The 23,285-nt window shown below is 64.5% G+C and carries 13 protein-coding genes and 1 riboswitch; of the genes, 7 read left to right on the top strand and 6 right to left on the bottom strand.

The annotated features are described in order from the left end of the window. Positions 1–139 precede the first annotated feature (139 nt). The 6 genes from KP001_RS14170 (at position 140) to KP001_RS14145 (ending at position 10,523) form a co-directional block, all read left to right on the top strand. Positions 140–2,473 (top strand): ATP-binding protein, encoded by a 2,334-nt coding sequence (locus KP001_RS14170; RefSeq protein ID WP_239027787.1) that lies wholly within the window; start codon positions 140–142, stop codon positions 2,471–2,473. Beyond that, positions 2,470–4,284, top strand: coding sequence for a CHASE domain-containing protein (locus KP001_RS14165; protein ID WP_217286255.1), 1,815 nt, complete (start codon positions 2,470–2,472; stop codon positions 4,282–4,284). Before KP001_RS14170 ends, KP001_RS14165 begins: the two co-directional genes overlap by 4 nt. 17 nt (positions 4,285–4,301) lie before the next feature. After that, positions 4,302–4,658, top strand: a complete 357-nt coding sequence (locus tag KP001_RS14160; RefSeq protein WP_217289683.1) for a hypothetical protein — start codon at positions 4,302–4,304, stop codon at positions 4,656–4,658. Positions 4,659–4,695: 37 nt separating this feature from the next. Continuing rightward, positions 4,696–5,961, top strand: a complete 1,266-nt coding sequence (locus KP001_RS14155) for a sensor histidine kinase (RefSeq protein WP_217286254.1) — start codon at positions 4,696–4,698, stop codon at positions 5,959–5,961. 17 nt (positions 5,962–5,978) lie between these two features. Further along, positions 5,979–8,261: a response regulator gene (locus KP001_RS14150; protein ID WP_217286253.1), complete on the top strand. Its 2,283-nt coding sequence runs from the start codon at positions 5,979–5,981 to the stop codon at positions 8,259–8,261. A gap of 165 nt (positions 8,262–8,426) precedes the next feature. After that, positions 8,427–10,523 carry a hybrid sensor histidine kinase/response regulator family protein gene (locus tag KP001_RS14145; RefSeq protein WP_217286252.1) on the top strand — a complete coding sequence of 699 codons (2,097 nt, stop codon included), beginning with the start codon at positions 8,427–8,429 and terminating at the stop codon, positions 10,521–10,523. Positions 10,524–10,575: 52 nt separating this feature from the next. On the opposite strand, the gene KP001_RS14140 is transcribed toward KP001_RS14145, so the two are convergent. Next, on the bottom strand, positions 10,576–13,449 hold the full coding sequence (locus KP001_RS14140; RefSeq protein WP_217286251.1) for a hybrid sensor histidine kinase/response regulator: 2,874 nt from the start codon (positions 13,447–13,449) through the stop codon (positions 10,576–10,578). Positions 13,450–13,630: 181 nt separating this feature from the next. Here KP001_RS14140 and KP001_RS14135 point away from each other — a divergent pair, with 181 nt between their 5' ends. Further along, on the top strand, positions 13,631–15,139 hold the full coding sequence (locus KP001_RS14135; protein WP_217286250.1) for a hypothetical protein: 1,509 nt from the start codon (positions 13,631–13,633) through the stop codon (positions 15,137–15,139). Here KP001_RS14135 and KP001_RS14130 read toward each other — a convergent pair. From KP001_RS14130 to KP001_RS14110, 5 genes are all read right to left on the bottom strand, one after another. Further along, complete coding sequence (locus tag KP001_RS14130; RefSeq protein WP_217286249.1) at positions 15,123–15,713, bottom strand: DUF4337 domain-containing protein; 591 nt, start codon at positions 15,711–15,713, stop codon at positions 15,123–15,125. The two genes, KP001_RS14135 and KP001_RS14130, sit on opposite strands and share 17 nt — an antisense overlap. A gap of 178 nt (positions 15,714–15,891) precedes the next feature. Continuing rightward, the gene (locus KP001_RS14125; protein ID WP_217286248.1) at positions 15,892–16,680 is read right to left on the bottom strand and encodes a PTS sugar transporter subunit IIA; all 789 of its coding nucleotides are present in this window, start codon (positions 16,678–16,680) and stop codon (positions 15,892–15,894) included. After that, entirely contained in the window at positions 16,680–19,364 is a 2,685-nt protein-coding gene (gene mgtA, locus KP001_RS14120; RefSeq protein ID WP_217286247.1) for a magnesium-translocating P-type ATPase, read from the bottom strand. Before mgtA ends, KP001_RS14125 begins: the two co-directional genes overlap by 1 nt. Before the next feature lie 457 nt (positions 19,365–19,821). Beyond that, a riboswitch (M-box (ykoK) riboswitch) is annotated at positions 19,822–19,990 on the bottom strand. Positions 19,991–20,181: 191 nt separating this feature from the next. Then, positions 20,182–20,454, bottom strand: coding sequence for a hypothetical protein (locus tag KP001_RS14115; RefSeq protein ID WP_217286246.1), 273 nt, complete (start codon positions 20,452–20,454; stop codon positions 20,182–20,184). Between the two features lie 138 nt (positions 20,455–20,592). Beyond that, entirely contained in the window at positions 20,593–23,175 is a 2,583-nt protein-coding gene (locus KP001_RS14110) for a sigma 54-interacting transcriptional regulator (RefSeq protein WP_217286245.1), read from the bottom strand. Between the last annotated feature and the right edge of the window lie 110 nt (positions 23,176–23,285).

The raw sequence follows: 23,285 nt of genomic DNA, 5'->3' as shown, positions 1-23,285 counted from the left end.
GCCCCGCTGGACGAATGCGTTCCGCTTCGTCGCAGGTCCCCTTCTTACCCACCCTGCTGTTTTCCTTGTCTTTTGTCTTTTGTTAATCCTCACCTGCACCTGTCTTTTCCCCGCAGCCGCGGGCGCCTCCGGCAGGACCGTGACGGTCGGAGTCTACGAAAATCCCCCCAAGATCTTCACTTCCGACGCCGGCAAGCCCACCGGCATCTTCATCGACCTCATCGAGCAGATCGCAGAAAAGGAAGGGTGGCGCATGCGCTATGTTCCGGGTACCTGGAGTGAAGGCCTGGAGCGCCTGCAGAGGGGGGAGATTGACCTGATGCCGGACGTGGCCTACACCGCGGAGCGGGAAAAGATCTACGTCTTCAACAAGGTCCCCATCCTGTCCGGCTGGTCCCAGGTCTACGCGCGCAAGGGGAGCGGCATCCAGTCGATCCTGGATCTGAACGGAAAGCGCGTGGCGGGGCTGGAGAAGACCATCCAGCTGGAAACCGTCGACCGGCTGGCCAGGAGTTTCGGACTGAAAGTGACCCTGGTCCCGGTCTCCAATTACAAGACGGAGTTCCAGATGATCGCCGCGGGGCAGGTGGATGCCGGGGTCACCAACCGCTACTACGGCCTGATGTTCGCCAGGAAGTCCGGCCTCGAAGATACCCCCATCATGTTCGATCCGGCCCCCTACCTGTTTGCCGCACAGAAACCGGCCTCCGGGGAATCGCTGCAGTTGCTGGAAGCAATCGACCGCCACCTTGCCGAGATGAAGAACGATCCCCAGTCCGCCTACTACACCATCTTGAAACGGTGGACCTCGGAGGAGGTCGATTGGAAGCTGCCGCTGTGGCTGCAGTTTCTGGGGCCGGTGCTGGGCGTGGCACTGCTGATGAGCATCGTCGGGGGCATCGTTTTGAAGCATCAGGTCAAGGCGCGTACCAGGGAGCTGCAGCTGGTCAACCAGGAGATGGAACAGCGCGTCGAGGAACGGACCTACTCGCTCCAGGAAGCAAATCTCAAGCTGCGCGCCACCATGGAGGAATTGGCTGTGGCCAAGGAGGGGGCCGAAGCCGCCAACCGGGCCAAGTCGCTTTTTCTTGCCAACATGAGCCACGAGATACGCACGCCGCTGAACGCGGTGCTGGGGTTCAGCCAGATCGTGCTGCACGACCCGAAGCTGTCGCCGGAGAACCGCCACAACCTCGAGACGGTGAACCGCTCCGGGGAGCACCTGCTGGCCCTGATCAACGACGTCCTGGACATGGCCAAGATCGAGTCGGGGCGGGTGACCGTGGAGAAGGCGCCTTTCGACCTGCCCGGGCTGCTCCGGGAAGAGACGGAGCTGCTCACCCCCAAGGCGCTGGCCAAGGGGCTGCAGCTGGTGCTCGAGACCCAGCCGGACCTGTGCCGCTACGTCATGGGCGACGCGGGGAAGCTGCGCCAGATCGTTATCAACCTGCTCGGTAACGCCATCAAGTTCACCCAGAAGGGCGGGGTTTCGCTCCGGGCCCGGACTTCCGTGCGGGATGGGGGACTGTGGCTCGAGGTGGAGGTCCAGGACAGCGGCCCGGGGATCGCCCCGGAGGACATCCAGAACGTATTCGGGGCCTTCGAACAGGCGGAGATGGGGCGCAGAACCGAGGGAGGCACCGGTCTGGGGCTGGCCATCAGCCGCCAGTACTCCCGGCTCATGGGGGGGGACCTGACCGTCACCAGTCAGCCGGGACATGGGGCGTGTTTCCACCTGACCCTGCCGGTCGCCGAGGCGGAGCGCCCGGCTGCAACGGCCTGGGGGGAGCTCCCGCGCATCGCGCGCCTGAAGGCGGGACAGCAGGCGTGGCGGGTGCTGGTGGTGGACGACCGGGACACCAACCGGGAGATCCTGGTGAAGATGCTCTCCCCGGTGGGGTTCGAAACCATGGAGGCCAAAGACGGTGAGAGCGCAGTCGAGCTCTTCATGACCCATGCGCCCCACCTGGTCCTCATGGACGTGGTGATGCCCGTGATGGATGGCCGCGAGGCGACCAGGCGCATCCGCGCCCTGCCGGAGGGAAGAGACGTCACCATCATCGCTGTTTCGGCCAGCGTCTTCGAGGAGCAGTTGCGCGAGGTGATGGAGGCAGGGGCGGACGACTTCCTGCGCAAGCCGTTTCGCGAGGAGGAGCTGCTGGAGAAGATCGCCCGCCTGCTCCCGGCCCAGTTCGCCTATGACGGGGCTGAACCTCGGCCGACGGCGCAGGAGGGTGGGCTTTCGGAGCAAGGCTTCGTGGAGGTGCTGGGGACGATGTCCCAGGAGCTGCGCGAGGCACTGATCGCCGCGGCCAGTGAGCTGGACCGGGGGCGCGTGGTGGCGCTGCTTGCGGAGCTGGCGGCGGTCGCGCCCGAGGTCGCCGGCCGCCTGCTGGGACATGCCGAGAGCTACCGCTTCGATCTGATCGAGGAGGCGTTGCTGCGATACCCGGGGGCGGGGGGGCGGGGATGAGGTCGCGCCGACCCCACTGGAGCGTGCCCATCGTGGTGTTGGCGGGGCTGCTGGTCACCGTGGTGCTCTTCTTCGTGGTGCGCAAATCGGAAACGGCCTCCTTCCAGTCCCGCTTGGAGCGTGATGTTTCCAACTGCGCCGACGCTTTGGCCAACAAGGTGGATGACACCGGGCTTGTGCTGATGGCCCTGCGCAACCACTTTGCCTCGAGCAAGGAGGTCAGCAGGGGGGAGTTCGCCATCTTCACGGAGACGTTTCTCAGGGAACGCGCCGACATCAAGGCGCTATCCTGGAACCCCGCCGTGCCACGCGGGCAAAGGGTGCGCTTCGAGGAGGGGGGACGCAGGGAAGCCGGCTCCGGGTTCGTCCTCACCGAGCGTGACGCGAGCGGCGTGCGCGTCCCGGCCGCGGAGCGGGATGTTTACTATCCGGTCTGGTACATCGAGCCGATGGCGGAGAACGGCAAGGCGATCGGTTTCGACGTGGGATCGGACCGGGTGCGGCTGGCCGCGCTGGAGCGCGCGCGTGACACGGGAAGACCGACGGCGACGGAGCGGATCAAGCTGGTACAGGACCGGGCCACCACCTACAGCGTGCTGGTCTTCCACCCGGTCTACGCCAGGGGGCTTCCGGCCGGGAACGTGGCGGAGCGCAGGATGGCGTTCCAAGGTGCAACCGTTGCGGTGCTCAACATCGAGAAGCTCCTGGTCGCGACCTTCGGCGTGGCGGCCCCGTTCGGCCTCGACTTCGACCTTGTCGACCTGTCCGCACCTTCCGGGGAGCAACTGCTCTACCGGTGGAGCGGCCGGCAGCAGGGGGGGGCGACCTGGTACGCCCCACTGCTGCCCCCCTCCCGGACCCTGGTCCGCAACATCGAATTCTGCGGGCGCCGATGGGCGATGCGGCTTTCTCCCAGCCGGGATTACCTGGAGCACAACGCACCGGTGGCCTACTGGCTGCTGCTGCCGGCCGGGGCGCTCGTTAGCGTGTTCCTCGGGCTGTACTTCCGGGGGGGCTACGCGCAGCGCGAGGAGCTGGAGCGGCTGGTCCTCGCCCGGACCGCGGAGCTGCGGTCGAGCGAGGCGACCCTGCGGGAGCTGAACGGCCACCTCGAGGAACGCGTCAAGGACAGGACCAGGAAGCTGGAAGGGGCGATCGAGGCGCTGTCGCAGGCAAAGGAGCGCGCCGAGGTGGCCAACCGGGCCAAGACCGTCTTCCTGGCCCACATGAGCCATGAGATCCGCACCCCGCTGAACGCGATCCTCGGCTTCAGCCAGATCGCCCTGCACGACGCCACCCTCACTTCGGAGAACCGTCACAACCTGGAAATCATCAACCGCTCCGGCGAACAGCTCCTGGCATTGATCAACGACGTGATAGAGGTCTCGAGGATCGAGTCGGGGCGCGCCGCCCTGGAGCGTGGCGTCTTCGAGCTCCCCTCCCTTCTCGACGAGGTCGTGGCATCCTTCCTCCCCGAGGCGCGCGCCAAGCGCCTGCAGCTGGTCCATGAACCGGCGGGGGAGCTGTTGCGCTACGCCGCGGGGGACGAGGGGAAGATCCGCCACATCCTGGGCGACCTGGTCGGCAACGCCGTCAAGTTCACCCGAGAAGGAGCCGTGTCGGTACGAAGCCGCACCGGCACCCGCGAGGCAGGGGCGTGGTTGGAGGTAGAGGTCGAGGACAGCGGCTGCGGCATCGCACCGGAGGACCTGGAGCGGATCTTCAACGCCTTCGAACAGGCGCACCTGGGGGGGGCGGACCTGGGGGGGCCGGCCTCGGCCTGGCCATCAGCCGCCAGTACGCCCGCCTGATGGGGGGGGACATCACGGTGCGGAGCACCCTGGGGCAGGGCTCCTGCTTCCACCTCAGCGTACCCTTGAGCCATGCCACCGCCCAGGAGCTGGCCGATGCCCTCGACCGCCGGCGCGGTGCGCCGGCCGCGGAGCGGAAGCCGGAACCGGGGGAGCTGGACCAGGAGCTGACCCGGTTGCCGCCGGAATTGTGCCGCAGCCTGGTTGCCGCCGCCCGGAGGCTGGACAAGAACTCCCTCTTGGAGCTGCTGGAACCGGTGGCGCAAAGCGCACCCGGGGTGGCCCGGCGGCTTAAGGGGCTCGCTGAAAGGTACCGTTTCGACCTGATCGAGGAGCTGGTCGCGCAGGCGGGAGCGGGAGAGCGGCAGGGGTGATAACGGGGGCACACCCCGAAGCGATAGGGAGCGGAACATGACACAGAACAGAGTGAACATCCTCGTCGTCGATGACACCCCGGCCAACCTGCAGCTCCTGGAGTCGATCCTGCAGGAGAGGGGGTACACGGTCCGGGCCGCCATCAACGGCAGCCTCGCCCTCAAGGCCGCCCGCATCCAGCCCCCCGACCTGGTCATGCTGGATATAAACATGCCGGAGATGAACGGCTTCGAGGTCTGCCGGGAGCTGAAGAACGACCCGCAGCTGGCCCGCACCCCCGTGATCTTCGTGTCGGCGGCGGTGGAAACCGCGGACAAGCTGCGCGCCTTCGAGGAAGGAGGGGTGGACTACGTCACCAAGCCGTTCCAGCCGCAGGAGGTGCTGGCCCGGGTGGAGACCCATCTCGAGCTCGCCCGCGTGCGCGCGGAGCTCGAGCGGCAAAACCAGGCCCTGGCGCAGGCGCTGCGGAACCTGACCCGGGCGCAGACCCAACTGATCCAGTCGGAGAAGATGGCGGCGCTGGGGCTGCTCACCGCCGGCGTGGCCCACGAGCTCAACAACCCCCTCAACTTCATCTCCGCCAGCGTCCAGGGGCTGCAAAAGACGGTGGCCCCGGTCGACGAGCTGATGGCGCTTTGCCAGGAACTGGCGGGGGGGGATAACGGCGCGGTACTGGGGCGCCTTCAGGCCTGGAGCGGCGCCAACCACCCCGAGGAGTTGCGCCAGGAAATGAACGAGCTGGTGAAGAACGCCTGCTATGGCGCCAACCGGGCCGCCGAGATCGTCGCCAGCCTGCGCATCTTCTCCCGGCTGGACGAGGCCGAGAGGAAGAACGTCAACCTGCACGAATGCCTCGATGCGGCCTTGCTGCTGTTGCACAGCCGCTACAAGGACCACATCCGCATCGACCGCCGCTACGGCGACCTCCCCCTCTGGCTGTGCCAGCCGGGAAGGCTCAACCAGGTGTTCATGAACCTCCTGGGAAACGCGGTGGATGCCATCAACGCCAAGCCCGCTTCCGGTGCCGACGAGGAGATCCGGGTCAGCACCCGGCTGGAAGAGCGCGACGGCCGCTGCTGCGCCGTCGTGGAGATCGCGGACACGGGCGTCGGCATGAGCGACCAGGTCAAGCAGCACCTCTTCGAGCCCTTCTTCACCACCAAGGAGGTGGGGAACGGGGTAGGCCTCGGACTCGCCATCTCGCACGGCATCGTACGCGACCACGAAGGGAGTATCGAAGTGGAGAGCCGGGCCGGGCAGGGGAGCCTGTTCCGGGTGGTGCTGCCGCAGTTCGAAGCCTAGGGGAAAGGACCGTCATCATGGAAGACCTGCAAGCCGCCGCCAGACCGAAACTCCTTTATGTGGACGACGAGCGCCCCAACCTGGTGGCGCTGCGCGCGCTGTTGCGCGACACCTACGAGGTGCTGATTGCGGAAAGGGCGGAGGAGGCCTTCCTGTTGCTGCAAGGCAACGACATCCCCCTGATCGTCTCCGACCAGCGCATGCCGGGCATGACCGGCACCCAGTTTCTCGAGAAGGTGGCGGAGGAGTACCCCGACAACGCCCGCATGATACTGACCGGGTACGCCGACATCGATGCCGTGATCGAGGCCATCAACCGCAGCCAGATCTACTACTACTTCAAGAAACCGTGGAACGAGACCGAGATCCGGCTCACCCTGGCCAACGCGCTGGAGTCGGTGCAGACGCGCCGCAAGCTGATCGACAGTGAACACCGCTTCCGGAGCACCTTCGAGCAGGCGGGGCTGGGGATCGCCCACCTCCAGCTGCACGGGGAGATATTGAGGGCGAACGGCCAGCTGAGGGAATTCCTGGGGAGATCGGAGGCGGAGCTGCTGGGGCAGCCGTTTCAGGCCTGGTTCGCGGGGTTCGACCCGGAGGAGCTGCTGCCGGCGCCGGGCCGGGTCGTGGTGCGGGAGGCGCCGGTCCCCACCCCCGGCGGACCGCGCTGGAGCCGCCTTACCTCTTCCGTCTCGCTGGACAGAAAGGGCGTTCCCGATTACCTGATCGCACTGGTGGACGACCTGACCGAGCGCAGGCATACCGAAGAGCAGGTCATAAAGCTGTCGCACGCCGTCGAGCAGTGCCCGGTATCGATCCGCATCACCGACCGCGACGGTGTGGTGGAGTTCGTCAACCCGAGGTTCACCGAGATGACCGGGTACTCGGCGGAGGAAGTGGTCGGCAAGCCCGCGGACGTCTTCCTCACCTCGCAGGAGGACGCCGGCAGCGCCAAGGGAGAGCTCCAGGCCTCCCTCGCCGCCGGCGCTGCCTGGGAGGGGGAACTGCCGAACCACAGAAAGGACGGCGCATCCTTCTGGGCCCGGATCACCGTTTCGCCCATCTGCAACAAGGAGGGGGAGGTCACCCACTACCTGATCCTGAAGGACGACATCACCGAACGGCACAGGCTCGAGGAGCAGCTCAGGCAGTCCCAGAAGATGGAGGCCATCGGGCAACTGGCCGGCGGCGTAGCCCACGACTTCAACAACATCCTGATGGTGATCATGGGGTACGGTTCCATGCTCACCGCGGACGCCCTCCTGGGTTCCCAGCAAAAGGAGAAGGTGGAGCACATCCTCGAGTCGGCGGACAAGGGGGCGCAGCTGACCGCGAGCCTGCTGGCCTTCTCGCGCAAACAGGTGATGAAGCTCGAGGTGGTGAACCTCAACGACGTCATCCTGCACGTGGAAAAATTCCTGACCCGGGTCATCGGCGAGGACGTCCAGCTGAGGTCGGTGGTCAGTGCCGCCCCCCTGTCCGTCAACGTCGACTGCGGGCAGATCGAGCAGGTGCTCATGAATCTGGCCACCAACGCCCGCGACGCCATGCCCAAGGGAGGGGTGGTGACCATAGAGACGTCGTGGCAGGCGCTCGAAGAGCGTCGCGTCATGCCTCACGATCTGGGTGAACCAGGCAACTACGCGGTCATTTCCGTCTCCGATACCGGCCTGGGCATGGACGAGGCGACCCGGTCCAGGGTCTTCGAGCCCTTTTTCACCACCAAGGAGCAAGGGAAAGGGACCGGTCTCGGCATGTCCATCGTGTACGGCATCGTCAAACAGCACAACGGATTCGTCAACGTCTACAGCGAGCCTCAGGTCGGGACCACCTTCCGGATCTACCTGCCGCTCATCGAGACCGTGGAGTCGGGCGAGAGGGCGCGGGGTAATTTCGATCCCCCCAGGGCGGGCTCGGAAACCATCCTGGTCGTCGAGGACGAGCCGGTCCTGCGCGAGCTGCTGCAAAGCGTCCTGGTCGAGTACGGTTACCGGGTGATCCTCGCCGAGGACGGGCTCGACGCCGTCGAGAAGTTCCGGGGAGCGGGGAGTGTCGACCTGGTGCTGATGGACATGATCATGCCCAGGATGAACGGCAAGGAGGCCTGCGACGCCATAAGAACCATGAATCCCGAGGTAAAGGTGGCGTTCACCAGCGGCTACACCAGGGATTTCGTGTACATGCGCGATTCCATAGACGCCGGGACGGAGCTGATCATGAAGCCGGTGCAGCCGATGGAGCTTTTGCGGCGGGTGCGGAACATCCTGGACCGGGAGCCGGCCGCGGGGGGCCATGTCTAGCCGGCTGGGGCAATGGTGGCAGGTGAGGGGGCTGAGTGGTTCACGCCTGGCAAACGATAGATGCGGTCTGAAGATATGGATAAGCTGAGATCAAATACAGAGCCTGACACGGCCTTGGCCAAGTCAGTCAATGTTCTCAAACGGCACCTGTTTTCCGGTGTGCTCTTGCTGAACCTTGTCGTGGCGGGGATGATAACCTTCGCCGTGCTGCAAAGCAGGGAAGCGTATCGCAACCGGACCGAGATAGCGACCCAGAACCTCGCCAAGGTCCTCGATGCGAATATCTCCGGCGTCTTTTCCAAGATAGACGTCGCCCTGCTCGCGGTCTGCGACGAATATGAACGTGAGCTCAAAACCGGGGGGGTGGCACCGAAAGAGCTGAACGGCTTCATCGTGCGCCAGCACAAGAGACTCCCCGAGCTGGTGGCTCTCAGGGCCACGGATCCCTCCGGGATGGCCCTCTACGGACCCGAAGTCACGCCGGCCACCACCAAGAGCCTCGCCCACCGGGACTACTTCAGCTCCCAGCGTGACAACCCGGCCCTTGGGCTGGTGATCTCGAAACCCCTGGTGGGAGGTATCTCCGGGAAATGGATGGTTGTGCTCTCCAGAAGGGTCAACTTCCCGGACGGGTCGTTCGCCGGCCTGGTCTATGCCGGGATCACGCTCGACTACCTCTCGCAAAGCTTCGCCACGGTTAACGTAGGAAAACAGGGATTGCTGGCGCTGGTGGCGGCAGACCGGACCCTGCTGGCGCGTTACCCGAAGCTGAACCGGCCGCCGGGTGCGCCGGAAGTAAAAATCACCTCGCCGCAGTTCCAGGCGTTGCTGGCCGCGGGGCGGGACTCGGCGACCTATAGTGCCAAAAGCAGCATCGACGGACGCGATCGCATCTATTCGTTCAGGAAGGTCTCGCTGTCGCAGCCGCTTTACGTCTTCGTGGCCCTGGCCACCTCCGACTATCTTGCCAACTGGTACAAGGAGGTTTATCACGGCGCCTTTTTCATGCTCATCTTCCTGACCATCACGATCGCCCTCGCCATGATTTTCAGCAGGCAGTGGGACCGAAGTAAAAAGGCGGAGCAGGCGTTGAAGGCATTGGAAGACGAGCGGCTAAAGATGGAGAAACTCGAGTCCCTGGGGGTGCTGGCCGGCGGCATAGCGCATGATTTCAACAACATCCTGACCGCTATCCTCGGCAACATATCCTTTGCCAAGCTGCAGATGGCGCCGGAGCACGGCTCGCAACCGCTGCTGGAAGCGGCTGAGAAAGCGGCGTTGCGCGCCGGGGACCTGGCCAAGCAGCTCCTCACCTTCGCCCGGGGGGGAGCGCCGGTAAGGGAGGTCACCTCGGTGGCACCCCTCGTCGATGAGGCCGTTTCCCTCACCCTGAGCGGTTCCAACGTGAAGGGGATCGTCGACATCCCGCACGGCCTGAGCGCGGTCCAGGCGGACGCGGGGCAGATGTGCCAGGCTTTCAGCAACATCATCATCAACGCCGCACAGGCCATGCCCGAGGGGGGGGTGCTGAACATCGCCGCGCGCGAGCTCTTTCTCGATGCGGGCAATCCCGTCAAGCTCCCCCCCGGACCTTATGTGCGCATCGACTTCCGGGACCACGGTGCGGGGATCCCGGAGGATTCACTGAAGAAGATCTTCGACCCCTTCTTCAGTACCAAGCCCAAGGGGAGGGGGCTGGGGCTCGCCTCTGCATACTCCATCGTCACAAGGCACGGCGGCAGTCTCAGCGTCGATTCCCGTGTCGGCGAGGGGAGCACCTTCACCATCCACCTGCCGTCCCTGGGGAGGGCCTTCCTGCCGCAGGAACCGGAGGCAACGGTGTCCAGGCGGGAGGTGCTCGCCCCCCTGTCCATACTGGTGATGGATGATGAGGACGTCATACGACAGCTGGCGGAAGGGATGCTGCAGCATTTGGGGCACCAGGTCCGTACCTGTGCGGACGGGGCGGAAGCGGTGAGTCTTTACCGGAGGGCGCTGCAGGACGGCACGCCGTTCAGCCTGGTCCTGGCCGATCTTACCATCCCGGGAGGGATGGGAGGGCGGGACGCGGCCCAGCAGATCCTGGCGCTGGATCCCCAGGCGCGCCTCGTGGTGATGAGCGGCTATTCGAACGACCCCGTGATGGCCAGCTTCAGGGAGTACGGCTTCGTCGAGGCCCTGTGCAAGCCGTTCGGGGTCGAGGCGCTGGCCGCGCTCCTTGAGTCGTTGGGAGGTCCTGACGCGGGAAGAGCAAAGCCCTAGAGCGGGAGCCGCCCGGGACGGCAACGCCTGCGCGGGGCGCGCAGGCGGCAACTCATTGCGCCAGCATCTGGGCGATCTTCTCGTTCAGCCTCCTGGCGTCCAGCGGCTTCGAGATGTAGTGCATCCCTTCCTCGACGATGCCGCGCTGCGCCACGATGTCGGCGGTGTAGCCCGACATGAAAAGCACCTTCACCTCCGGGCGGATCGCCCTGATCCGCTCGGCCATCTCCCGCCCGTTCATCCCCGGCATCACCACGTCTGTCAGCACCAGGTCGATCCGCTCCCCCTTGCCGCAGATCCCGATGGCCGCTGCCGGGCTCCCGGCCTGGATCACCGTGTATCCCATCTCCTCGAGCATCCTGGTCGTGGTCCACAAGAGCATCTCCTCGTCCTCGACCAGTAGGACCGTCCCGCTTCCGGTGGAGGGGATGGCGGCACAGGCATCCTCCTCATCGGCTTCCGCGCCCCGCAACCTCGGGAAGTAGATGGTGAACACGGTGCCGTGCCCCGGTTCGCTGTAGACGCTTATCTGCCCGTCGTTCTGGGTGACGATGCCGTACACGGTGGCAAGCCCGAGCCCGGTCCCCATGCCGAGCCCCTTGGTGGTGAAGAAGGGTTCGAAGATGTGCTCCCGGGTCTCGCGGTCCATGCCGACGCCGGTGTCGCTGACGGTCAGTTTCACATAGTCGCCGGGAGTGCAGCCGGAGTGATGCCGGCAGTAATCCGCGTCGAGACGGACGTTGGCGGTCTCGATGTTCAGGATGCCGCCGTCGGGCATGGCGTCGCGTGAGTTGGCGGAGAGGTTCATGAGGATCTGGTCCACCTGGGATGGGTCGATGAGAACGGTCCAGATCGGGGTGGCCGGCCTGAAGGTGAGCCGGATGTCCTCGCCGATCAGGCGGCAGAGCATCTTCTCCGAGTCGATGATCTGGCTGTTCAGGTTCACGGGCTTGGGGGAAACGATCTCCTTGCGCGAGAAGGCGAGGAGCTGTCGCGTGATCTCGCTCGAGCGCTGCGCCGCCTTCAGGATGTGCTCCAGGTATTTGTGCACCGGGCTCTCCTCGGGGAGCTGGTGCCGGCACAGTTCAGCGGAGCCGATGATGACGCCGAGCATGTTGTTGAAGTCGTGCGCGACGCCGCCGGCCAGGCGTCCCACCGATTCCATTTTCTGGGACTGCCGCAGCTGCTCCTCCAGCTTCTTGTGTTCCGTCACGTCGCGCCAGATGCAGTAGTACACGGGGTGGTCGTGGATCGTGACGATCTGGGCGTTCACCTCGATGTTTCTCAACTCGCCGGTACGGGTCCGCTGCACGGTCTCGAAGCTCCCCCTGCCGTTGGCCAGGATGTCGGCGATCCGCGTGCGGGTCTCCTCCTGTGTTTCACGGGCCTCCACGTCGAAGACCGTGAGCTCCGCGAACTCCTCGCTGCTGTAGCCGAGCTGGCGGCAGGCGGCGCCGTTGAAGTTGATGAAGCGCGCGGTAGCCGGCTCGATGATCACGATGCCGTCCGGGGACTGTTCCAGCAGGATCCGGTTGAACTGCGACTCCTCCTCGACCGCCTTTTCCATCCTCTTGCGGTCGGTTATGTCCGTGATGACGGCTATGCGGCAGGTCCTCCCCTGGTAGAGGGCGTCGTGCGAGGTGACCACGATGGGGAAAACCGTGCCGTCCTTGCGGCGGTGGTGCCATTCGCCCACGTAGGTATGGCCGGACAGCCCGGCGGCCACCTCCGTGATCTTCCGCTTCTCGCTTTCCGGATAGAGGTCGGGCAGGTGCAGCGAGAGCACCTCTTCCATCGTGTAACCGTAGGCGATCAGGAACGCCTCGTTGACGGCGACCATCTCCATGCTGCCCCGCTCGTAGACCAGCATCGGCGCGGGATTGTGCTCGAAAAGATCGCGGTACCTCCGTTCGTTCGCCCTCAACTCCTCCTCGGCCTCCCTGCGGGCCTCCTCTTCCTTGACGATCACCATGGCCCGCACGACGAACACGGAAACCGTCACCCCTCCGGCCAACAGGATCAGAACAGCCAGTACCAGGCGGTTGCGGTACGCGGTGAGCGACGCGAGGATCTCCCGCTCCGACGAGGTCACCGCGATGGACCAGAAGGTGTTGCCGATGGCTATGGGGCGGTAGACGGCCAGATGCCGGGCCGGTGTCCCGTGCGCATCCCCTTCCGACGGGGCGGTGTAGGTCGCGGTGCCGGAGAGCCCTCGCAGCATCTGCGCCGCCATGGCGAGCAGGGTGGGGTACTCCCTGCCGTTGGCGAAGATGCTCTGGCCGCTGTGCCCGGGGACAGGGGAGTACAGCTCGGTCCCGTCACGGCTTATGACCCAGGCGTGGCCGGTCTTGCCGATCTTGATCACGTCGAGGTAACGTCCGGCTAGGTTCTGGAAGTTGATGACGATGGCGATGCTTCCCCTGAAGCGGCTCCCCTCGTAGACCGGAACGTGCAGGGCGATGGCGTCATATCCCTGAACCGCCTTGAAAACGTCGCTCACCACCGGCTTGCGGGTGCGCAGCAATTCCTGGATGTGCTTTTGGGAGGCGATGTTCTTCCCCGCCATCTCGCGCTGGGGGATGCTGACCAGGACGATGCCGTTCTCATCCACCCGGGTGAAGGAGCGGATCTGCTCCCTGTGGGCGTCATAGAAGAACTCCATCTGCTGCCGGCCGGAGTCGTCCGCGGCCGCAATCTCCTTCAGCCGGGCCATGGAGCTGAGGATGCCGGTCCAGGTGCTGAAGTAATCCTGGATTCCCTGGGCCGCCTGTTTGGCATGGATCATCTGCTCGTCGTGCAGCCTCGTTATTGCCGACTGCCTGGCCTGCTGATAGGAGAACAGGAAGACCAAGCCGCACAGGCAGAGGCAGGTACAGATGAGGACCAGCAGTGTCAGTGCCGGTTTCTGAATGGTGCGTCGTGTCATTTTCGTTATCGTTCCTGCGAAGGGGTAAGGCGCCGGGCGCCGATGTCTTACTCTATCGGCAAATTTCAGTGAAAAATTAGCAGTCTTGGCGCAAGGCACTGTGTAAAATGCCCTACGTTGAAAAACGCGGGGTGGTCGCTACACTTTGTTGGCTATTTTTAATAAGTGAGCGGGGGCATCCATGGAAAGCTACAAAGAGATTGTCGCTATAATCCTCGCTGTAGCCACCGCATTCTTTTATCTGATCTGGTTCTTCGTGCCCCCCATCCGCCTGGTCTGGCGCTGCCTCTCCACACAGGAAAACCTCCCGCTCCTCAATACCCTCAAGGCATGCTATGACTCCGCCTGGCCCTTTAACCCCGCCATGTTCAGAAGACAGATGCGCCTATGGCTGGAGCTGAGGCTGCTGCACCCGAAGCCGTGCAGGGAGCCGAAGTGGTTTCTCGACCCGAGGACCAAGCGCTACCAGCTGCGGTACGACGATGCTGCCTTCAGTCACGAACTGGCCGAGTGGAAACGCTCGACGCGTGCGAAGTTCGGCGCGCTGAAGATCGAGGACCGGGAGCCGGTGATCGAGGTGGTTGACGTCTTCCGCCTGAACAACGAAAGCACCAAGGACGGCATCAAGCAGTACCTGCTCGCGGTGTCGCAGTTGAGGCTCGCGCTGGACGAACAGGCACCGTTTCTGTGCAGCGTGAAGATCGAGCACGGCTTTTTGCTCCCTCTGAATCTCCTGGCGGGGCCCATGTCACGTTTCGCCGACGACTGGGACCCCATCATCTCCAGTTATGACCGCATGGCCGGCCGGGCCTTTTCGCCGCAGCAGATGGCCATCTTCAACCTATGGCTTCTGTGGGGGGCGAGCGTGCCGATCTGCAGCTGCGATCAGTGGGGGGGACCGGTGACGCTGCAGTACGGTTTTGGCGACGAGAACAACTCGGTGCGGGTGCGGGTGAGGGACGAGAGGAAGGAGCAACTGCTGGCGGAGCTGCGCAAGGCGGTGGCGGGAAGAAATAGCGGCGCGCATCCCGCGCTGCATGTGAGCATCACCGGAAGGCTGTGGCCTCCCGGCAGCTTCTTCCTGGGGGAGATCTGCGGCGCGCAGCAGGAGCTTTTGAACCCGGACCGCGAGGCATTCATCATCGAGTACGAAGGGCACAGCGTGATCGGCAACCCCGCGAGTTCAAGGCTCTTCTACACGGGGTACGTATGGGCCCTCTTCGTCGTGGGGCGGGAGCTGAAGCCCGGGATGGATCAGGTGCGCCAGGAACCGTGGCTGCACGTGATTCCCTTCTTCGAGCACGGCAACTTCGTGGACGAGTCCTGTTACGAGATGGCGAAGCTGCAGCTGGTACTAAAGGTGATCAACTTCGTGAAGAGCAGCGGTCACCTGGAGGCCGACCCCGGGCTCGCTCCCTTGCGGCTTTGGTACGTCTGCGCCCTGGACGATTCGGGGTGCGGGCGGGATATCGAGGTGGTCCCCAGGGGGAAGACCATCCGGAGCATTCTCGAGGAGCTGCTGTCGGAGAGTGAGCACAGGCCGCTGAAAAAGAGGATCATCACCGACGATCGCGGCTATGGCCAACTGCTGTCCGGGTGTCACCTCTCCAGGGTGGTGTCCGGGCTTTTCGACACCATCGCGGAGGAGGGGGGCGCTCAGGCTGCCGGCAGGGCTAGGAGAGGGCCTTGACCAGCGCCGTCGGATGCAGCGCCAGCCCGGCCAGGCCGGCCACGCCCATGAGGATGCCGAAACCCGCGAACGCCAGCGCGAGGTAGAGGAGCTTTCGCTTCCCGGTGAGCGAGGTGATGGCCAGCATGGCCAGCGACACCGCCAGCGTGGCGTCGGAGAGGTCGAACTGGTCGTCGCGGTAGTTGAGGTCGTCGTATTGCTTGCCCAGGGCGTTGGCCTTATCCGCCAGCTTCGCCTCCTCCACCTTGTAGCGGGCGATATTGTCGCTGTAGAGTTTCTGCTGGGAGGAAAGGGACGCTGAGACCTTCCCCGGCGCCAGGGACTCCAGGGCGGCGACCTGGTTCAGGCCCAGTTCGGCCAGGTGCTGCTTCAGTTTCTTGGCCTGGTATTCGTTCCAGGTGTCGACCTGGTCCGATTTCGCCTGCAGCATGGCCTGGACGATGTTGTCGTCCTTCACCTTGCAGACCGCCATGAAGACGGAGATGAGCGCGACGGCGATGGCGACCCAGTTGTTGAGGCTGTTCTTGGCTTCGGATGAATCGAGCCGCTCCTGCAGGTCGTTGAGTTCCGACATGAGACAGTCTCCTTTTCGGTGTTGGTGCAGTTTGCCATGATAAGAGAGAAAAAATTGCGCGGCAATGACAAACAGATGACAAAGCTGTCATTTGTGGCGCAGGCACAGCGAAAAAAGGGCAGCCGCGGTAACGGCTGCCCTTTTTCGTTCAGTGGATACGTGCTTCAGGTCTACGCGGTCACTTCCCGGAAGTTTTGAGGGCGAGGCAGTCGATGAGGAGCCGCTCCCCGGTGAAGGAGGCGTCCTTGCGCTTGACGATGCGCCAGCCGCCGGTGTTAAAGGCGCTGTGGGCGGTCACCTCCCCGGCCAATCCCGGGAACCCTTCCAAAAGCTCCACGAGCGCCTGGTCGTGGCCGAGCACCACGGGCTTCAGGCCGTTGCCGATCAGGATGGTGATCGGCTCTACGACCAGGTTGGCCAGGTCGTAGGGGGCGGGCTCCACCGCTGCGACCTTCCCCTGCAGGCGGATCATCCGGGCGCGGGAGTCGGGTCCGACGGTCCCCTTGGTGGTGCTGATCAGGTCGAGCAGGTGGTCGCGGATGTCGTTCAGGCTGTCGGCGGCGTTCAACCGCTCGATCTCGGGATAGATCTCGAGCGCCTTGGCGAGGAGGGAAACCTCGCGCAGGTAGTTGCTGCGCTGGTTCTCCGGGACCAGGTACATGGCGATGACCTTGACCGCCTTGCCGTCGGGGGAGCCGTAGTCGATCCCCTTCGGGCTCCATCCGACGACGCAGATCAGGTCCTCGTCGAAGGGAACACGGGCGTCGGGGCAGGCCCATCCCTTGCCGAGGGCGGTCTTGGCGGTCCCCTCCTTGGCGAGGATGAGCCCCGCTACGTCCGTGTCCGGCGGCAGGGACGGGACGGCCTCGAGGATGTGGGCCAGGAAGCGGAGCGCATCCTCCTTGTCGTAGTCGTCAGGTATCTCGAGGAGACGTCCTTCCTGTAGTGCGTCGAGCAAGCTGTCCATCAGTCACCTCCAAAGCGGTTGAAGAACCAGGTCTTCACGAAGTGGGTCAGTATCGAGTAGGTCAACAGGAAGCCGATGATCCAGACCCAGTAGACCGGCGGCAGCGGCACGAGGTTCAGCGCCGCGGCGAAGGGGGAGTAGGGGAGCCAGGCGCCGATACCCATGATCAGCAGCGTGGTCAGGGTCATGGGAAGCGAGGCGCAGCTGCCGAAGAACGGGATGCGCCGGGTCCTTATGATGTGCACGATCAGGGTCTGGGTCAGAAGCGACTCCACGAACCACCCGGTCTGGAACAGCTTGGCCAGTCCCTCCTGCTGCAGCGCGGTGACGCCCGGGGCGTTGTAGGCGGCGCAGCCGAAAACATACCACATGAGGGCGAAGGTCGCGTAGTCGAAGAGCGAGCTTATGGGGCCTACGCAGAACATGAAGCGCTTGATGTTCCCGATGTTCCACTTAAGCGGCCTCGCCACCAGTTCGGGGTCGACGCGGTCGGTCGGGATCCCGGTCTGCGAGAAGTCGTACAAGAGGTTGTTGGTCAGGATCTGCACCGGCTGCATGGGGAGGAAGGGGAGCAGGTAGCTCGCCCCCATCACGGAGAACATGTTGCCGAAGTTCGAGGAGGCCCCCATCCTTATGTACTTCACGATGTTGGCGAAGACCCGGCGTCCCTCCATGATCCCTTCCTCGAGGACGAGGAGGCTCTTCTCCAAAAGCACGATGTCGGCGGTCTCCTTGGCGACGTCGACGCCGGAGTCGACCGAGATCCCCACGTCCGCCGCCTTCAGTGCCGGGGCGTCGTTGATGCCGTCCCCGAGGAAGCCGACCACGTGGCCGCTCGCGCGCAGGCTGCGCACGATCTGCTCCTTCTGGGCGGGCGAGAGCTTGACGAACACGTCCACTTCCTGGACCACCTTGGCGAAGTCCTCCTCGCCGATGCGGGAGAGGTCGGCTCCGGTAAGCATCCGGTCCGCCTTGAGACCCACGTTGGTGCAGACCCGCTGGGTGACCAGCCCGTTGTCGCCGGTCAGCACCTTGACCCTCACCCCGGCCTCCTGCAGGAGCCCCAGCGCCTCGCTCGCCTGTGCCTTTGGCGGGTCGAAGAAGGCGATGAAGCCCAAAAGGATCATCTGCGACTCGTCCTTCACCTCGAACTGGGTCTTCTCGCGCGGGAACTCGCGGTAGGCGATGGCGAGGACCCGGAAGCCGTCACGGTTGTGGCGCTCCACCTCCTCGAACAGGTTGTCCCGGATCATGGCGAAGAGGGGGTAGACCTCCTCGCCGATCTGGTAGTGGCTGCAGCACTCGTAGATCTCCTCCACGGCACCCTTGCAGATCAGCACGTGATCACCCTCGAAGTCGACCACCACGGACATGCGGCGGCGCTGGAAGTCGAAGGGGAGCTCGTCCACCAGGCGGCAGAGCTGGACGTTCATGTCGGTGTGGTCGAGGATGGCGCGGTCGATGAGGTTCCTCAAGCCGGTCTGGTAGTGGCTGTTCAGGTAGGCGTAGGTGAGGACGTCCTCGCTGGTGCGGCCGGTGAGGTCGACGTACTTCTCGAGGACGACCTTGTCCTGGGTGAGGGTGCCGGTCTTGTCGGTGCACAGGATGTCGATGGCGCCGAAGTTCTGGATGGAGGGGAGGCGCTTGATGATCACCTTCTTGGCGGCCATGGTGAGCGCCCCCTTGGCGAGGTTCACCGTCACGATCATCGGGAGCATCTCGGGGGTGAGGCCGACGGCGATGGAGAGGCCGAAGAGGAGGGCGTCGACCCAGTTCCCCTTGGTCATGCCGACGATCAGGAAGACGGCGGAAGTCATCACCAGCATGAACCGGATCATGAGCCAGGTGAACGAGCGGGTCCCCTTGTCGAAGCTGGTGTCCTCCCCCTTTTCGGCAAGGGAGGCGGAGATGGAGCCGAACAGGGTCCGCACGCCGGTGTTGACCACGACGGCGCGGGCAGAGCCGCTGTTGACGCTGGATCCCAGGTAGCAGGCGTTGGGAAGCTCCCACGCGGAAAGGCCGGCCACCTCTTCCTTGTCGGCCTGCGCGCTCTTCTCCACCGGCATCGATTCGCCGGTGAGCGCCGACTGGCTGACGAAGAAGTCCTTCGCGGCAAGGAGCCTCACGTCCGCGGGGATGATGGAGCCCGCCATGAGGAGCACCACGTCCCCGGGGACCACGTCCGAGATCCGGATCTCGGTCTCCTCGCCGTCACGCAGCACCAGGGTGCGGGACTGCACCCTCTTGCCCAGCGCCTCGACGGCCTGCCCGGAGCGGCGGTCCAGGATGAAGGAGAGCCCGACGCTCAGGACGATCATTGCCCCGACGATGACGGCCGACTTGGTCTCCCCGACGACGCCGGAGATGATGGCGATGACGAGGAGCTGGATGACGAGCGGGCTCTTGCAGCGCTCGAGGAGGTCGGCCAGCACGCCAAGGCGCTTGGCGTGGGCGAGCTCGTTGGCGCCGTACTCGTCGAGGCGTTTTTCGGCCTCCTCGGTGGTGAGCCCTTCCTTCGCCTTGGTGTCCAGCTCCTTCAGCGAGTCGCGCACCGACATCGCGCAGAGCTCGATCAGCCGGCGCTCGCTGGCGCCCTGGGACGCGGTTTTCTGCGCTGCGGCGCGCTGGGCGGGAGGCTGGTGCTTCCCGGAACGCCCGGTGGTTATATTGGAAACGATGAACATCCTTCCTTCTCCTATCACGTCCGTGCTGCTGAGGGCCGCCTGGCGGGGCGGACCACGGCCTTACTCCGGCGGCCCGGGGGGCGCCGGCAAACCGGTCACGCGGGGGGCGACTGGACAGGGGAGAACAGGCGAGAGAAAGAACTCTCGGTTCGCACCCCGGCCCGGGCGCGGCACGGCAGACAAGCTGCCGCCGATCGCGTAAACCGGTCGGTGATTGCACTACGAGGGAGTGTACTACAACTCCCCGCTGCTTCTTCAAGTCCCGTTCTCAGGCGGAAGCGGGTCAAAGCAGGCAGGGAAGGAGGAAGGCTTTGAGAGGGGGCTAGCGCCGCAAGAACGGGATGGGTAACGGATATTCGCTACTATGACTGTCCAATTTGTAGAACCACCACCTTTCTTATCCGACGTGCTGAAACGAAAAAAGGCCACGGGGGAACCCGGGCCTGGACGTCTGCCTGTGATTCCCCACTCGTAGGTTTTCGGCAGTGCACAACGTAGGTCGCGGGGACCAGCTACCTTAAGTAAAGCCTTAATCCGGCAATACCTGGTCTACCCATTGGCGTCTTTCGACGTTTCCGGGCAGTAGCCTGTGTTTGTGCAAACGCCTCATCGTAACGAGGAATTCCGTGCTGCTATGCGTATGTGGTCAGAGCCGTGGGAGTTTGAGGCGATGGCCGGCCGGTCTGACCAAAAATTTGTAACAGGTTTGGGTGCGGGTGGCAAGGAAAAAGTAGCCGGGGGCTTTGGGAAACGCGGAAGGCCATCGTGACTGTCACGATGGCCTTTGTGGTGCTGACGCGAAGACGTACCCGGGGGCCTAGTGGCCGGGCTTGTTAAGATCCTCGAGGACCTGATTGGCCTCCTGCAGTTTTGAGTGGAGTTTCTTCAGTTCATCGGTCGTGTAGACCTTGTTACCCTTTTTGATCTCTACCTGGAGTTTTTTGATTTTCTGCTGGATGCTGTCCACTTCGTTCTTACAGTTTTTGGAGATGAGCAGACACTCGTCTTTGCCGCCGGTGTCCGCAGCATAGGCTGGTACGCTGCCGATTGCCAGAAAACCTGCCATGACGACCAAAGCAATTCTCTTCATTGTGCGCCTCCTGTTTGAGTGTGACCTCCGGAACAAGTAGTAACACCAGCGCCGCCAGTGTCAAGGAGGTGGCTGTAACCTCGAGCCCTATGACTTTCGGCGGCGCTTCTGTAACTGGAATTATCTCACATTATTACTTTACAGGATAGCTATGAAGATGGCTGCGGCCGTCAGGATGAGCAGGCGGTGCCCGACCAGCGCCCGGGGCGGAAGGCCGTCCTGGCGCTGCAGCTTGCCGAGGATCACCCATGAGAAAAGTGACGCGAGGAGGAGCAGCGGGTAGATGAGCAGGCGCAGCGTTCCGAGTTCCGGGGTGAGCGCCGCCGCGTCCAGGACGTGGTCGAGCCCAAGCGCGTGGATCGAGAGCGGGACGATCTGCGCACCCCCCTCGACCAGGGCCCGGAAGAAGATCATGAACAGGCCGGCCGCGGCCAGGGGGAGGTAGGCGAGGCCGCTGGTGGTGAAGACCGGGCGCCAGCCGGTGCCGCGCACCGGGGCCGAGGCGAGGCAGGCGAGCAGGGTGAACCCCGTGACGATGGCCAGGGCGAGCAGGTAGTCGTTCACGCTCCAAAGGGTGCGCGTGAAGATCTCGGCCGGCCGGCCGGCCAGAAGCGGCGTCCCCTTGGCGGCTATGACCACGCCGACCAGGGTGGTGCTGAAGAGCGCCTCGCGGAAGCCGCGCCGGGCCCGGTTGAAGCCGCCCCAGGTGGGGTTTCTCAGGTCAAGCTGCATGGAGCGGTGCGGACAGCTCCTGACGCAGTTCAGGCAGAGCACGCAGTGGTCCGAGCTGTCGACGCCGGAGGGGTGCAGCCCCATCGGGCACCCCTTTTCCTTGATGCAGTCGTCGACGCGGCAGCGGCTCAGGCAGACGTTGTGGTTGCTGTGCATCTCCAAAGGGGATATGCGCGAGACGAGGCTCACGATCCGCCCCAGGGGACAGAGGAACTTGCACCACCCCCGGCGGCCGATCACGAGGTCCGCGCTCACCGTGGCGCAGAGGATCCCCGAGAGGAGCACGCCGGTCGCGCCCGCGTAGCTGAACATGCCGGTGGCCTGCTCCAAAAGGAGGATCACCACCAGTGCGGCGAAGGAGAGCGACGGTCCCCAGCGGCGCAGCCAGGGAGCGGGGTCGCGCACCACGCGGCTGGAGACCCCCAGGTACTCGCCGATCGCCTCCATGGGGCAGAAGCTGCACCAGCCGCGGGCGAAAAGGAAGGCGGTGAGCAAAAGCGCCGGCCAGCCGATGGTCCAGGCCACCAGGTTGGCGGCGTTGTGCTGGCGCGGCCCGAACAGGGTGTAGAACGTGACGCCGAGAAAGAGCGGCACGGTAAGCCAGCGCAACAGGCGCGGGAAGCGCGGGTTCCTGGCCAGGTTCTCCACTGCCGGCAGGGTGAGCAGGTTGAAGCGTCCGTCCCCGAAGGGGTGTCCCTGCAGCGAGATGTGCTCGGGCTGGATCTCGTCGTCGTTGCAGACCACCACCGCGCGGGAGAGGACCTGGTACAGCTCGCTGGCGTTCAGGGGCCAGTCGTGGTCCACCAGGCGGTTCAGGGCGTCCTGAGAGAGGCGGCGCACCTGTTTGTGGTGCTTGGCGTTCAGGGACTTCAAAAGGCTCCGCGCGATGACCGGGATGTCCTTCTTGCGCTCCCTGAGCGGCACGAGCTCCAGGGTCTCGCCGGAGAGCTTCTTGAACAGCACCGCGTTGAACTTGCCGCTCTCAACGAGCGGGCGGAGCGGTTTGCCGCTGGTGGCGATGATGCGGATCTGGGCGCTTCTGAGCTTGGTCTCGCCGCGGCGGGTGAAATGGCCGCTCTCCATGAATTCGACCAGCTCTTCCTGCACAGCGCTGGAGAGGCAGTCGATATTCCTGAGGATGATGTCCCCCCCCGCCGCGAGCTCGATCATGCCGCGCCTGACCCGGCGCGCGTACATCGCCCCCTCCGGTGCGTGGCCGAACAGGGCGGCTTCCTGGGCAAGCCCCAGGAGGAGCGAATTCTGCTGTGCGGAGTCGCTGGCGGAGCATTCCTCACCCATCACCGGGGGAGGGGAGGCGCAGTCGAGGAAGAGGACCGGGCGGTCGCCGGTGCTGTGGAAATGGATCAGGCGGGCGGCAAGGTCTTTCCAGGTGCCGGGTTCCCCCAGGATGAGGACGTGGCTCCTGGTGTCGGAGAGGTGCTGCAGGCGCTGGTTCAAAAGGCGCACCCAGGAGGATGTGCCGGGGAACTCGCCGAATTCGGGGAGGAGCTGCCAGCCGATGATGTTGGTGATCACCTCGCGGTGCTCGCTCTCCTCGCGCTGGTGCCGGTGCGCCCAGCTTCCCAGCTGCGCCGCGAGGATGCGGCTCAGGTTCGCGTAGAGCAGCGGCATGCCCTGCAAAAGCTCCTCGAAGTGGTCCCGGGTGAGCCGCGCCGCCTGGACGTCGGTGATGGCGCGCACGTCGGCGGAGCGTTTCTCGTCGGTGAGGATGGCCCGCTCACCGATCACGTTGCCGATGCCGAGCTCGGTGAGGTTGAGGATCTGCCCGGAGCGGTCCAAAAGCTCCACCCGGATCCTGCCGGAGAGGATCACGTAGAGCTCCTGCGCCGGCTCGTTCCGGGCGAGGATGACGTCGCCGGCGGCGAAATCGCGCAGCTCCAGGCGCAGCGCTATGCGCTCCAGGTCGCCCTCTTTGAGGCCGCTGAAAAGGCGGATCCCTGAAATGGTCTCGGAACTGATTAAAGCCATCGTCCTCCCGGCTTCGGCAGGAGGTTACCCGGTGCAGTGGCGGTTGGGCCGGGGCAGGGTGCCGAAGAGGTTTACGATGGTAGCGTAAAGGCGGGGCGGTGTCTAAAACG

It is taken from the genome of Geomonas subterranea (assembly GCF_019063845.1).
In the GTDB taxonomy this organism is placed as follows: Bacteria; Desulfobacterota; Desulfuromonadia; order Geobacterales; family Geobacteraceae; genus Geomonas; species Geomonas subterranea.
This window is presented reverse-complemented; position numbering and strand designations above follow the sequence as displayed.

What these genes read in the sequence shown, in the direction of transcription:
- KP001_RS14165 (WP_217286255.1), top strand. Translation starts at nt 2,470, where the DNA reads ATGAGGTCGCGCCGACCCCACTGGAGCGTGCCCATCGTGGTGTTGGCG.
- KP001_RS14130 (WP_217286249.1), bottom strand. Translation starts at nt 15,713, where the DNA reads ATGTCGGAACTCAACGACCTGCAGGAGCGGCTCGATTCATCCGAAGCC.
- KP001_RS14110 (WP_217286245.1), bottom strand. Translation starts at nt 23,175, where the DNA reads ATGGCTTTAATCAGTTCCGAGACCATTTCAGGGATCCGCCTTTTCAGC.
- KP001_RS14135 (WP_217286250.1), top strand. Translation starts at nt 13,631, where the DNA reads ATGGAAAGCTACAAAGAGATTGTCGCTATAATCCTCGCTGTAGCCACC.
- KP001_RS14150 (WP_217286253.1), top strand. Translation starts at nt 5,979, where the DNA reads ATGGAAGACCTGCAAGCCGCCGCCAGACCGAAACTCCTTTATGTGGAC.
- mgtA (WP_217286247.1), bottom strand. Translation starts at nt 19,364, where the DNA reads ATGTTCATCGTTTCCAATATAACCACCGGGCGTTCCGGGAAGCACCAG.
- KP001_RS14125 (WP_217286248.1), bottom strand. Translation starts at nt 16,680, where the DNA reads ATGGACAGCTTGCTCGACGCACTACAGGAAGGACGTCTCCTCGAGATA.
- KP001_RS14115 (WP_217286246.1), bottom strand. Translation starts at nt 20,454, where the DNA reads ATGAAGAGAATTGCTTTGGTCGTCATGGCAGGTTTTCTGGCAATCGGC.
- KP001_RS14155 (WP_217286254.1), top strand. Translation starts at nt 4,696, where the DNA reads ATGACACAGAACAGAGTGAACATCCTCGTCGTCGATGACACCCCGGCC.
- KP001_RS14140 (WP_217286251.1), bottom strand. Translation starts at nt 13,449, where the DNA reads ATGACACGACGCACCATTCAGAAACCGGCACTGACACTGCTGGTCCTC.